The following is a 13,818-nucleotide window of genomic DNA, read 5'->3' on the forward strand; positions in this document are numbered from 1 at the left end:
TTATTAAGAAACCTCAGTTATCCCTCTCTACAACGGCACTTAATATCTCTTCTGTTTTAATCTTAAGTAATTTTTCCAAGAACCTTGTCGTTCCTAAAACTATTTGAATGTCTTCCTCTGTTTGAACGTTTTCCATTTTCTTTTTTTGAATCAGTTCATTTATAACTTCTTTGAAAGCATTTGTTTTTATAAGCCATTCTCCAACTAGTTCCTTAGTTGCGTCTCTCTCGTATTCGTTTTTGACAGCAAATAAGCTTTTCGTTTTTGTTTCTCTCAGTATTATTGAACTAAATTCAGAATTCATACGAATGCGAAAATAATTCTTTTGACTGTCATAATATTTTTCTTCCCTTAGCAAAAAATACTCTATCCCTAAAATTATTTCGTAATAAGGGTCTATCTCTGTAGGATAATGAAGCTTTTTTACGTCAAGATTTTTCACAAAGTCTAAATAGGTTTCCAATCCATAATGAGTATTAATTATTTTTGCATCCATTACATTCATGATTTCACTCCCTTTTCACCATCCGGAAATTGTTATGATATCGGATACATTTACCGAATTCACACAAATTAGCCTAGTTGCTTTTTTACACTGCATGTCCACCAAACTCGTTCCGAAGGATAGCTATGACTTTACCGGTAAAGGTATCCCTATCTAAAGACCGGTACCGCATAAAAAGAGACATGGCGATGACTTGAGTAGTACTTTGTTCTTTTTTCAGAACTTGCACGAGTAATGATTTGTGCTACTCTCAGTTTACTGGTGATACGTTAGTATAATAAGTATATTCCAATATTGAAAGTTCACACTTTAATTTCACCTAGTAACAAAAAAGGAATATAGTATCAAATTGTATACTATTAAAACCTAAAGGAATAAGTCCTTGATAGTAGGATCCTGCGGACCAACAAACTAAGTAAGGAAATTATGTTGCATTTGATCAATAGCGAAAAAACAAGTGCCATCTTCATTTTTTTATTCCAACGTCTAGAATTTACAAATTTTAAAAGCGCAGATTTTTAGATTTATTTTAACTGTTCTCTCAAAGATTGTGGCTATTGCGCACGATTTAGGTAGTTGAAAAGGCGTACATCTGATAACAGATTAGTACGCTTTTTCCATCTCATTTTTAATGTCAAATCGGGAGTTGAACTGGAGTAAACGCCCTATTTAGTTAAATAGAACTAAAAATAAAAAAAAAGTATATTAATTTCTTCAATGGGTATTATAAGAGTTATATGAATTTATAATAGGAGGTTTTACTTGTGAAAGCAGTTACTTTTCAAGGTTCCAAGGATATGCAGGTGAAAGAAGTTCCAGATGCGAAGCTTCAACAAAAAGACGATATTGTTGTGCGCATTACATCAACAGCGATATGTGGGTCTGATTTACATATTTATCAAGGTGCCTTGCCAGCTGAAAAAGATTATGTAGTTGGCCACGAGCCCATGGGTATTGTAGAAGAGGTCGGACCAGAGGTAACAAAAGTGAAAAAAGGGGATAGAGTGGTCATCCCATTTAACATTTCATGTGGAAGCTGTTACTATTGCCAGCATGATTTGGAGAGCCAATGTGATAATTCTAACCCAAATCCAGAAGTTGATACAGGCGGATATTTTGGATTTACGGAGCGTTACGGGAATCATCCGGGTGGACAGGCTGAATATTTGCGTGTTCCCTATGGAAATTTTATGCCTTTCGTGATTCCTGAATCTGTTGAACTTGAAGATGAAGCATTACTGTTTATGTCTGATGTACTGCCAACTGCTTATTGGAGCATTGAAAGTGCAGGAGTGAAAAAAGGGGATACAGTTGCCGTGCTCGGCTGTGGACCCATTGGTTTGATGGCGCAAAAGTTTGCCTGGATGAAAGGCGCAAAAAGAGTCATTGCCGTCGATAATCTTCCCTATAGGCTTGAACGTGCCAAAAAAATGAACAATGTTGAGATTTTTAATTTTGATGAATTTGATGATATGATTTCTATGGGTTCCCATATTAAAGAAATTACAAGTGGCGGTGTAGATGCCGTCATTGATTGCGTAGGGATGGATGGGAAAAAAACACCAATCGAAGCTGTCGAACAAAAGATGAAGCTTATTGGCGGAACCATCAGCCCGATCGAAATCGGTATGAGTGCTGTGAGAAAATTTGGAACGCTGCAGCTGACGGGGGTCTACGGCTCTAAATATAACCAGTTCCCTTTAGGAAACATATTTGAAAGAAATGTAAAAATAAAAATGGGTCAGGCACCAGTCATCCATTACATGCCAATGCTCTTTAAAATGATTACGGAAGGAGAACTGGATCCAACAGAAATCGTCTCTCATAAATTGCGTCTAGACCAGGCGAGTGAAGCCTATCAAATCTTTAATGATCACGAAGATGGGTGTGTCAAAGTTGTTCTCAAACCCTGACCTTCCCAAAAAGTTATAACCATGTTTTTAACAATGAAGAACATTAAAAGCCCCGTTGGTAAAAGTGTAATTTTACGAACGGGGCTTTTTTATGCAAAAACAGCTATTTTAACTTTCGTTTAAGTCTAAAATCATTTTACGGATTCTCTAATTAGGGAATCGATTTTTTTAATTAGGGGTACAGCCAACATTTCGCATAAAACATACGTTAAGCACATTTCGACATAGAAAAAACTCATTTTCTATACGCTAAGCCCATCAAGAATGTAATGAAACTTATTTTCGACCTATTAACTGAACATAGATAAGTGAATGAGTTATTGAACATCAACAAATGAGGAAAATCCTCATAAACCCTTTTGTTAGAAGGTGTTAAGGAACTCAAGGTTATCTGAACAAATTCCTTAGCGTATGTTTTTCGCTTTTCGTTGGTAGGACCCCAATTACGGCGAATAAATGGTGTCAAAACTCAACAGGCTTGAATTCTGGTTTAACTTGGAATAGGGGTACCGTCAGCAAAACGCGGATTTACAACGTTAAGGGGATCTGGATACAAAAATAGCCAATTTTCACCACGTTAAGGATGTAATCGGCTTTAGAACTATTATTGATTTAAAGACCGCAATGATTCTAAGTTGGTAACTCCTTTTGGATCGAAGCGATACTCTCCAAGGAAGTTGATATGTTCCCATCCTAATGGTTATATATGCTTTAATAAATCCTCCCGTAACATTCCTTTACTTTGAAGTAATTCGGTAGCTTTGCCTAGATAAACTGTATTCCATACACTAATTGCATTAATCAAGATGTTCAAAGCACTTGCGCGTTGCAATTGATCCTGCAGAGCACGTTCTCTCAGTTCTCCATGTTTTCCAAAGAAGATGGATCGAGCCAGAGCATTCATGGCTTCTCCTTTGTTTAACCCACGTTGGATACGGCGGCGCATCGATTCGTTTGAGATGTAATCTAGTATAAAAATCGTCTTTTCGATTCTTCCCATTTCTCTAAGTGCCTTAGCAACCTTATTTTGCCGAGCATAAGAACCAAGTTTACCCATAATGAGGGCACCAGAGGCTTGCCCCTCCCGAATAGAATGTGCCAGACGCAAAACATCATCATAATTTTTACGTATAACCTTCATATGGGGTACAGTCAGGAAAATGCGGATTTACAACGCTAAGCCCATTTCCCCGACTATTCCCCCAGTTTTAACAACGTTAAGAAAGTTTCAAGGGTCTTAAAGAATCTAACGAGACCATTTTCTCCGAATTAAAATGGTATTCTCCAAGTAAATTAATATGTTCCCAACCTAGAGGTGACATATGGTGCAATAATTCTTCATTAAAACTACCTGACCGTTTTTGATATTCAACTGCCTTTGTTAGATGTAAAGTATTCCAGATACTGATGGCATTAATGATTATATTTAAGGCACTGGCCCTTTGCAATTGATGCTGTATGGTTCGTTCCCTAAGCTCACCTTGTTTTCCAAAGAAAATAGCCCTTGCCAATCCATTCATGGCTTCTCCTTTATTCAATCCTCGTTGTATTTTTCTTCTTAATGATTCATCCGATATATAATTCAAAATAAAGATCGTTTTTTCTATTCGGCCCATCTCACGTAAGGCGGTAGCTAAGCTGTTTTGTCTTGAATAGGAACCTAGTTTCCCCATAATAAGGGATGCTGAAACTGTTCCTTCCCTTATAGAATGAGCTAATCGCAAAACATCTTCATAATTTTCTTTAATGACCTTTGTATTTATTTGTCCACGTAAAATGGCTTCTAATTTTGGAGATTCGCTTGCTTTATCTATTGTAAATAATTTTGAATCTGATAAATCTCTTATTCTTGGAGCAAATTTAAATCCTAATAAATGAGTCAATCCGAAAATTTGGTCTGTGTAACCCGCAGTATCTGTATAATGCTCTTCTATGTTTAAATCCGTCTCATGGTGCAACAAACCATCCAAAACATGAATCGCATCCCTTGAATTAGTATGAATGATCTTTGTGTAGTAAGAAGAAAATTGATCACTAGTGAAACGGTAGATGGTGGCTCCTTTCCCCGTTCCATAATGTGGATTTGCATCTGCATGTAGTGATGAAACTCCTAGCTGCATTCTCATACCATCTGACGAGGATGTTGTGCCGTCTCCCCAATAAGAAGACAATTGTAGCTTGTGATGAAAATTTACTAATACAGCTTGGGCTTTATTCATTGCGTCTTCATACATGCGCCATTGAGACACATTGGCTAGTTGCTTATATGTAAGCCCGGGTGTTGCTTGAGCCATTTTGCTCAAGCCAATATTCATTCCCATTCCTAAAAGAGCAGCCATAATAATGATTGTTTCTTCTTTATCTGGTTTTCGTTTGTTAGAAGCATGTGTAAATTGCTCATGAAATCCTGTTATATGGGCAACATCCATAAGTAAATCGGTTAATTTTATTCTTGGTAGCATCTGATACAGGCTTGCACTAAATTTCTTTGCTTCTTCTGGAACATCTTTTTCTAATCGTGAAATCGACAGCTTTCCTTTTTCAAGAGAAACTCCATCTAACTTGTTGGAATTACCAGCTAACCAGTGTAACCTCCCATTAAGGCTGCTAGTTCTCTCTGTAATATAATCCTTGAATGATAAACTAACCGATAATCTTGTATTCTCCTTCGTTTGATTCCATGTATCTTCGGAAAACAAATATTCCTCAAAATCTCTATATTGTCTACTGCCCACAATAGAAACATCACCAGCCCGAATATGCTCCCGAAGTTCTGTTAAAACAGCCATTTCATAGTAATGCCGATTGATTGTTGTACCATCATCCTCGTATAAATGCTTTTTCCACCGTTTTGAAATAAAATCCAAAGGTGAGTTATCAGGTACTTTTCGCTTCCCAGATTCGTTCATTCCTCGTATAAGTGGCTCATTCGCCTTTGTGGAATGAAATTCCAATACCCTTAATAGGGTTGGCGTATATTTTCTAAGAGAATAAAATCGTTTTTGCAGTAAGTCTAAATAGTCATAGTCGGCAGGACGTGCAAGCTCTTGAGCTTCTTCCACTGAAGAAACAAAAGAATTCCATTCAATAACCGATTCTAAAACCTCAAAAACGTCTAGTTTTTCCCGTTTTGCTTTGATTAAAGCTTGTCCGATGTTCGTATAGTGTATAACCTTCTCATTCAGCTTTTTCCCGTTTTGTTTCTGAATTTCTTCTTGAGCCTTACGGCCTTTTGATAACAGACTGAGTATTTGTCTGTCATGAATTTCAAAGGCTTTATCCGTTAAATCCTGAGTAAGGTGTAATAAATAGACGGTTAAAATCGAGTATCGTTTATTTTCTTGAAAGTCACGGAACGCATAAGGCTCATATCTTGAACCTAAGCGAGATAGCTGTAACAAGCGATTGCGATGCAAATGATTAATTTGTACCGTTTCTAATTCCATACCTCGTATGTATTCGAGTCGTTCTATTACTTTTAGAAATGTTTCGGATGAAGGATGACCCGGTGGTTCCTTTAACCAACCCAATATCGTTTTATTGGAATCGGATGAATGTTGCGAAGTAATGATTTCTTCAAGCTTTTCTTTTTGCTCACTTGTTAGAGATTGACTAACTGTATTAAACAGCTTCTTTTCAGCCATTTCTCTCGCCTCCCACACTATTCTTTCAAGTGTAGTGATAGCAGGCAGTATGATTTTGTTTTTTCTTAGAAAATCTATGCATTCATGCAGTAGATGAATGGCATCACCATTTTCCAAAGCTAATTGATGAAGGTGCTTAAATGTCATTCGATATTCACTCAAGGTAAAAGTTACAAAGTCGTATTCACTTCGAATTTCTTTCAAATGATCCCAAAGTGTATTTTCCCTTTGAGGATAATAGCTAAGCGAGGATGGACTAGCACTGATTTGTTTCGATATATATTGTATAACCGAATCTGGGATGCTTTTAATATGAGTGTATGGCCAACCGGAATACCGAAGAATAGCTAATTGAACGGAAAACCCTAAACGGTTTTCTTCCCTCCTTCTCTTATTAATGATTTCTAAATCACGTTTGGAAAAGGTGAAGTAGGTCCCCAATATCCATTCATCTTCAGGAATTTGCATAAAAGCCTGTCTCTGTTCCGGTGTAAGCAATTCTCTACCTCTAGCAATTTTCATTCAGTATCAGCCCATTTCTGTATTTTTCAATTTATTAGCTCAATTATATATCAATAGAGTGTACTCTATTGATACAAGTATAGTAGACTGATAAAATCATAGTTAAGAGTGTCTCATAAGACTTGTCTCAAAAACGAGGTGAAATTTTGCAGAAAATCGGTTATGTACGCGTCAGTTCGACTAGCCAAAATCCTTCAAGACAATTTCGGCAATTGAACGAAATTGGAATGGATATTATTTATGAAGAAAAAACTTCAGGAGCCACAAAAGATCGTGAACAACTTCAAAAAATGTTAGAGGATTTACAGGAAGGTGACATTATTTATGTTACAGATTTAACTCGGATCACTCGAAGTACGCAAGATTTATTTGAATTGATTGATTTAATACGAAATAAAAAGGCAAGCTTAAAATCACTTAAGGATACATGGCTAGATTTATCAGAAGATAATCCATATAGCCAATTCTTAATTACGGTAATGGCTGGTGTTAACCAATTAGAGCGAGACCTTATTCGTATGCGTCAGCGTGAAGGAATTGAGCTCGCAAAGAAAGAAGGGAAGTTTAAAGGACGGTTAAAGAAATATCATAAAAATCACGCAGGAATGAATTATGCAGTAAAGCTATATAAAGAAGGAAATATGACTGTAAATCAAATTTGTGAAATTACAAATGTATCTAGAGCTTCTTTATATAGAAAGCTATCGGAAGGAAAAAAATAAGCATTCATTACTTATATTAAAAATTTCCGGGGATTGTGAAACAACGTACCTAACCAAGCAGGCTATTTCTATAATGAAGTATCAATATTTGTTTATCTAACTAGGCACGATCATCAAAGGATTCCGAGTACATTTTAACGGAGATATACGCTAAACTCAGATTTAAAGCAAGGCTGTATTTTCCGAGAACACTTTATAAAAAACAACCTTAGTCATTCACAAACGAAGGTTGTTTTTATAAAGTCATGGTCTAATTAAAACAATTGCTGTCCCAAGAGCATACTTGAGACTGAAAAGGCACCAGCAGGTGGTAAAACATTAGTATATATGGGAGGTCCCAAACGGGGTGTAAAGGTTGTAGCAATCCAATTTCCATATTCACCAGCCAGCAAAGAGGGAGGTTTCATTATAAACCGTCCACTTAAAACGAAATGCCGAATGCTTATAGCGGTCTCATCAAATATTGTCAAGTTGCCAAAAAAGGAGGCATATGGTGAATCGAAACTTATTTATTTAGCGCTTTCGTCCCAATACCCATTAATCGGAATAGGTATACCACGAAAATTAACTGTACCTACTACTTTGTTGTCTACAATGGAATCAATGGTAAGTATACCTCTAATAATGGATCTCCCCGCAATAGAAGCATCAATCCCCCATACGGATGGAAAGGGGATACTAACTTTGGCTGTCTTTGGAATTTTCAAAATTAACCTCTCCTTGATTATTTTATGTATGGATTGAGTTGTATTTAATCATAATCCTGTAGTAATGATACAGTATATGCACAGAGAATCACTTAGGTGTTTTGTTAAGAAAGAAGCATCAATAATCAATCAGCCTACTGTCTAGATGAACAAGAGTTTGCCTGACCCACGAAAAATATGGAACATTAATTCCTGCTGCTCATAGATATGGTCTCGCATTTGGAAAATTTCTTAGCTTTAAAATAAATCATCTGATTCAATGAAATGTAATGCCTATCATCACCTATTTTTATATGTACCTCAGACGAATACCTATACCTCCGTTACTCTTCGATCATATTGTATTTGTACGAGGTGGTGTAAAATGTTTAAATTATATTTAGATCCTGGTCACGGGGGAGTGGACCAGGATTTGAGAGGTAAAGACCACAGATTTTTATATTCAGACGATCAATCTAATAAAACTATTAAAGAATTACGAAAAACTGTCCGACAAGGTAATATTTGGAAAGGAGATGTGAAAAACAAAGCAAAAGATGGTTCTTTTTATTGGGTACATACTACGATTGTTCCTTTCCTAAATGAGGATGGGAAGCCGTATCAATTTGTTGCGATTCGCAACGATATTACGGATCAAAAAAGGGCTGAAGAATCATTAATTAAGTTAGAGAAATTATCAGCTATCGGAGAACTAGCCGCTGGCGTTGCACATGAAATACGAAATCCATTAACAACTATAAAGGGTTTTACCGAATTTTTAAATGCAGAAGAAAAAGAAGACAAAAAGAAGGAATATTTTAAGATTTTATTAGATGAAATTGAACGAATTAATTATATTGTGGGAGAGTTTATGCTGTTAGCAAAACCTCAGTCCATAACATTGAAAACGAAGCCACTAATTCCGATTATCACCAGTGTCATCAAATTTCTTCAATCTGAGATGAACTTACACAATGTTTTAACTACACTAGATTTTGGTTCTCAAGATATTTATATAGAATGTGATGAAAATCAAATAAAACAAGTTTTTCTCAATATTATTAAGAATGCTATCGAAGCGATGCCCACCGGGGGAACCTTAGAAATTAAACTTGCAAGAAAGAGCGACAAAATACATATTATTTTTATCGATTCTGGGATGGGCATACCTAAAGAAAAATTAATTAAAATTGGTCAACCCTTTTTCACAACAAAAGAAAGTGGAAATGGATTAGGTATGATGGTTAGTTTTAAAATTATTCAAAACCACAAAGGTAACATACATATAGATAGTACAGAGGGTGTAGGAACAACATTTACAATAGTGCTAGCTTGCTCTACTCTTTAAGTAAATGTCATAAAATATTCACACTTATATTAAGTAAAACTGGCAATAATAAGTATTAAGCCCTTGCAACAACCACCAAAAAGACATCATAGATCTAGCAAGGGCAATTAATATAATTAAGTTTTTTGAAAAAAGTACAAACTATCATTTATATAAGTTCCCTCTTTAATTTATTATTTTTCAAACCTTCTCCCTTCTCCCTTCTCCCTTAAATTGTTTGAAAATCCCTTATAACTCTGATTTTGTCAATTCATATAACTGTCTTCCATCTGGTGTCTTGAAATATTGAAGATGTAGCAACTGCCCAATTAAATACTGATTGGTACTATGAAGCTTGTTTCTATAAACTTGCATACTATTCCTCCATTCTTTTAAGTTAATCAGAAGGACAACACATAAAGAGTTGCCCCTTTATCGAAAGGTTAAAAACTAACCGTAGAACTATTATATTTTCTTTTAGGCTTATACTATGGATAAAAAATGTTAATATTTCTTGAACTTTAAGGCTTGTTCCATCAAAATACTATTTTAATATGTCAAAAACATTTTATCGATAACTCCTTGTTCAGCTATTGAAAATTAGTTCAAAAAACACCTTATATATGAGATGGTGAGTTCAGTAATAGGTGATCCACTTTTTAAAAGGATATTTTTTGTAACAATATTTATGAGAAATACTGATGCTTGATTTTACTAATTTTATAGGTTACCAAAAATAATTACCAAAAGTTTTACCAAATACTTTTACAAAAATGATGTCTCTTGTACAATTAGATTATTAAATTGTGCAGGAGGCTTCTTTATGATAATCGGTTATGCTCGAGTTTCGACAGTTGACCAAAATTTAGACCGACAAATTATATTACTTTCTGAGTACGGCTGTGAAAAAATGGTTCAAGAGAAATTTACTGGGACTGCAAAGGATAGAGATGGACTTAACTCATTGCTAGATGTAATAAGGAAAGGTGATACCGTTGTAGTAGAAAGTATTTCACGCTTAGGGAGAAAAACACTTGATATTCTTTCTATTATTCAGCAATTCGAGGATACTGGTGTAAAGTTCGTTTCTATTAAGGAGAACATGGATACAAGAACATCAACGGGAAAAGCCATGTTTCAAATGATGTGTGTCATCGCAGAGTTAGAAAGAAATTTAATTGTAGAAAGAGTTAAAGAAGGGTTAGAAGCGAGTAAAAGAAGAGGAAAAAAACTAGGAAGGCCTAAAGTGGATCAAGGGAAAATTGAAATAGCCTTGAGGATGTATGACAGTAAAGAATACTCGGTAAAAGAAATTGTAGAAGGTACAGGACTTTCACAGGGATCATTATATCGAGCGATTAATAAAAGAAAACTAGTAGAAGCAAATTAAAAATCTCTTATATTTTTAGGGAATTATGTGACGGACTAGGGCAGCTACTCTGTCACCACCCCCAACTTAATTTGAATGGAGTTGGTAATTTGGCATCTATAGAACGTACGGCTTATCCAAGATTTAAAAAACGTCCTACTTCAAAAGAACTTCGTGATGTTTACTCCCCTACACCTGAAGAAAACCAATTTGCGCATAAAGTTGCTAGAGGACCTGTTTCAGTTCTAAGTCTATTAGTTATGTTAAAGTCTTTCCAACGACTTGGTTACTTTCCTCGACCGAAAGATATTCCTGTAGAGATCATGATTCATATTCGGACCTGTTTGAATCTCTCTGCTAGTGTTGAACCGAATTACAATAGTAAATCAATTTACCGACATCAAAAAGCAATTAGAGATTACCTCAATGTACGTCCTTATGGAAAAGAAGCCTTACATATTGCAACTACTTCAATTTATAAGGCTACACAGGTAATGGACAATCCAGCCGATCTTATCAACGTATCCATTGAAATATTAATAAAAGAAAGGTGTGAATTACCTGCTTTTAGTACATTAGATCGATTGGCTCGTCGTATAAGAACATTAGTGAATCACCAGTTATTTAATTCAGTATTTTCAAAATTGACTCCTGAAATTGAGCGAAAGTTAGATCAATTACTAGTTACTAAAAATGATAATCGGACTTCTGAATATAACTTATTAAAAGAAATTCCAAAAAGCGCAACACTTTCGCATATGAAAGAAATACAAAATAGGTTACTTCTGTTAACTGATTTTATAGAAGAAATTGATAGCTTACTAGAGGATATTCCAAATTTAAAAATTAAACACTTCGCTTTAGAAGCAAAAGCGCTTGATGCATCAGAATTAAAAGACTTTAATTTAGCTAAAAGATATATGCTGCTACTTTGTATGATTTATCGCTCAAAAATTTCAGCTATAGATAGTTTGGTAGAGATGTTTCTCAAAAGAGTCAGAACTATACATAACAAAGGCAAAGAGGAGCTAGAACTTCTTCGAGAAAAACATAGATCAAAAACTGAAAATCTTATATCTGTTTTGGCGGAAGTCTTAAATGCCACAAGTATAAATGAGAACGATACCTTGACTGGTCAGAAAATAAGGGAGTTATTAGGGAGAAGAGGTGGTATCGACGCATTAAAAGAAGATTGTGAATCAATTTCATCATATAATGGCAATAACTACCTTCCTCTTTTATGGAAGTTCTATAAAAGCCACAGGAAAACTCTTTTTAGATTGATTAGTATGATTGAAATTAATTCAACCACACAGGATCAATCACTTTTAGAAGCTTTACAATTTTTACGTGATAATGAGAACCGAAAAATTGAAAATCTACAAATAGATTTGGATCTTTCATTTGCTAGTGAACAGTGGAAAAAAACGATTTATGTACCTAAAGAAAATAACTTAATCCATCGTAAACACCTTGAAATCTGTATTTTTTCCTATCTTGCAAGCGATTTAAAAACGGGAGACCTTTGTGTAAAAGGATCAGAGAATTTTGCTGATTACCGTGAACAGCTCCTTTCTTGGGATGAGTGTAAACCTATGGTAGATGAATACTGTAAGGAACTTGGCTTTTCTTCAAATTCAGGGGATTTTGTTCAACAATTAAAGCTCTGGCTAGGAGATACTGCACAAAAAGTAGATTTAAACTACCCTGATAACGGCCAGGTAATCATTAATGAAAATGGAGAACCAACGTTGAGAAAAATAATGAGAAAAGAACAACCTCAGACAAGTAAGGCGTTAGAGGTAGTTATTTCTCAACGGTTACCTGAACGAAATGTCTTAGATATTCTTTGTAATGTAGAACATTGGACAAATTGGACACGGCATTTTGGACCATTATCTGGTTCAGATCCTAAGCTTGAAAATGCAATGGAACGTTATATCATTACTTCTTTTGGATACGGATGTAATTTAGGACCAACACAGACTTCTAAGCACATGAAAAAAGCAGTAACCCCACACATGATTTCATTTGTAAATCGGCGACATATTAATGCATCTAAAATAGACGAAGCTATTCGTAATATTTTAAATCAATACAATCAATTTAGTTTGCCTAGACTATGGGGTGATGGAAAAACGGCTGCTGCAGATGGAACAAAATTTGATCTCTACGAAGAAAACTTAATCTCTGAATACCACATTCGATACGGAGGTTATGGGGGGATTGCATATCATCATGTTTCAGATACTTATATTGCACTCTTTAGTCACTTCATTCCATGTGGAGTTTGGGAAGCAGTTTATATTATTGATGGTTTGCTGAAAAATAAATCAGACATTCAGCCCGATACGTTACATGCTGATACGCAAGGTCAATCAACGCCTGTTTTTGCACTTGCACATTTATTGGGGATTAATTTAATGCCTCGTATTCGAAATTGGAAGGATTTAAAATTTTACAGGGCTGATAAGGACACAAAATATCACCACATTGATCAGTTGTTTAGTGATACCGTTGACTGGGACCTAATTGAAACACACTGGCAAGATCTGCTCCAAGTGGTTCTTTCTATAAAAGCTGGTAAAATATTACCCTCTACACTACTTAGAAAACTAAGTAACTATAGTAGAAAAAACCGATTATATCAAGCTTTTAGGGAATTAGGAAGGATTGTAAGAACTGTATTTTTGCTTAAATATATTTCTGATATAAAACTAAGAGAGCAAATTGGTGCTAGTACAAACAAAGTCGAAGCATATAACGGCTTTTCCAAATGGCTATTTTTTGGTGGCGATGGGATCATTTCAGAAAATGATCCAGAAGAACAAGAAAAGCGAATTAAATATAATGATTTAGTTGCCAACGCAGTAATATTCCAAAATGTATGTGATATAACACTTATTTTGTGGGAACTTTCTAAAGAAGGCTATGTATTTTCAAAAGAAGATATTGTCATGCTTAGCCCTTATCTGACTAGGCATATAAAACGTTTCGGAGACTATATGATCGATTTAGAAAATATTCCACAACCAATCGAGGGAGATATTCCTGTATAGTATATAAGAAAGTAAAGAGCAAGAAAGGGTTATAAATGGTAAACAATACCATACTATGACCCTTTTTTACA

9 protein-coding genes and 2 pseudogenes are annotated in these 13,818 nt (G+C 35.2%); 5 read left to right on the top strand and 6 right to left on the bottom strand.

Going from position 1 to position 13,818, the window contains the following annotated elements:
• Positions 1-13: 13 nt before the first annotated feature.
• Together KFT32_RS24045 and KFT32_RS24050 are read right to left on the bottom strand one after the other, a co-directional pair.
• A complete protein-coding gene (locus tag KFT32_RS24045; RefSeq protein WP_090727733.1) occupies positions 14-505 on the bottom strand; it encodes a hypothetical protein in 492 nt (163 codons plus the stop codon).
• 85 nt (positions 506-590) lie between these two features.
• A pseudogene (locus KFT32_RS24050) lies at positions 591-713 on the bottom strand (phosphogluconate dehydrogenase (NAD(+)-dependent, decarboxylating)); the annotation flags it as partial.
• A 556-nt stretch (positions 714-1,269) separates the two neighbouring features.
• On the opposite strand from KFT32_RS24050, the gene KFT32_RS24055 reads away from it, so the two are divergent.
• Positions 1,270-2,418, top strand: coding sequence for a zinc-dependent alcohol dehydrogenase (locus KFT32_RS24055; protein ID WP_090727731.1), 1,149 nt, complete (start codon positions 1,270-1,272; stop codon positions 2,416-2,418).
• A gap of 604 nt (positions 2,419-3,022) precedes the next feature.
• On the opposite strand, the pseudogene KFT32_RS24060 reads toward KFT32_RS24055, so the two are convergent.
• Positions 3,023-3,556: pseudogene (locus tag KFT32_RS24060) on the bottom strand (Tn3 family transposase); the annotation flags it as partial.
• A gap of 79 nt (positions 3,557-3,635) precedes the next feature.
• Entirely contained in the window at positions 3,636-6,584 is a 2,949-nt protein-coding gene (locus tag KFT32_RS24065; protein WP_090727729.1) for a Tn3 family transposase, read from the bottom strand.
• A 146-nt stretch (positions 6,585-6,730) separates the two neighbouring features.
• Here KFT32_RS24065 and KFT32_RS24070 point away from each other — a divergent pair, with 146 nt between their 5' ends.
• Entirely contained in the window at positions 6,731-7,306 is a 576-nt protein-coding gene (locus KFT32_RS24070; RefSeq protein ID WP_063385374.1) for a recombinase family protein, read from the top strand.
• A gap of 509 nt (positions 7,307-7,815) precedes the next feature.
• Here the strand turns inward: KFT32_RS24070 and KFT32_RS27345 are convergent.
• Positions 7,816-8,013 carry a hypothetical protein gene (locus KFT32_RS27345; protein ID WP_249436106.1) on the bottom strand — a complete coding sequence of 66 codons (198 nt, stop codon included), beginning with the start codon at positions 8,011-8,013 and terminating at the stop codon, positions 7,816-7,818.
• A 364-nt stretch (positions 8,014-8,377) separates the two neighbouring features.
• Between KFT32_RS27345 and KFT32_RS24080 the strand changes: the two genes are divergently transcribed.
• The gene (locus tag KFT32_RS24080; protein ID WP_177178843.1) at positions 8,378-9,340 is read left to right on the top strand and encodes a PAS domain-containing sensor histidine kinase; all 963 of its coding nucleotides are present in this window, start codon (positions 8,378-8,380) and stop codon (positions 9,338-9,340) included.
• A 228-nt stretch (positions 9,341-9,568) separates the two neighbouring features.
• On the opposite strand, the gene fbpA is transcribed toward KFT32_RS24080, so the two are convergent.
• On the bottom strand, positions 9,569-9,694 hold the full coding sequence (fbpA, locus tag KFT32_RS24085; RefSeq protein ID WP_175537550.1) for a Fur-regulated basic protein FbpA: 126 nt from the start codon (positions 9,692-9,694) through the stop codon (positions 9,569-9,571).
• Between the two features lie 448 nt (positions 9,695-10,142).
• On the opposite strand from fbpA, the gene KFT32_RS24090 reads away from it, so the two are divergent.
• Positions 10,143-10,709: a recombinase family protein gene (locus tag KFT32_RS24090; RefSeq protein ID WP_211749976.1), complete on the top strand. Its 567-nt coding sequence runs from the start codon at positions 10,143-10,145 to the stop codon at positions 10,707-10,709.
• 89 nt (positions 10,710-10,798) lie between these two features.
• Positions 10,799-13,747, top strand: a complete 2,949-nt coding sequence (locus KFT32_RS24095; protein ID WP_066194381.1) for a Tn3 family transposase — start codon at positions 10,799-10,801, stop codon at positions 13,745-13,747.
• The last annotated feature ends 71 nt before the right edge of the window (positions 13,748-13,818 follow it).

Source organism: Paenibacillus sp. Marseille-Q4541, assembly GCF_018310695.1.
Taxonomy (GTDB): domain Bacteria; phylum Bacillota; class Bacilli; order Paenibacillales; family Paenibacillaceae; genus Paenibacillus.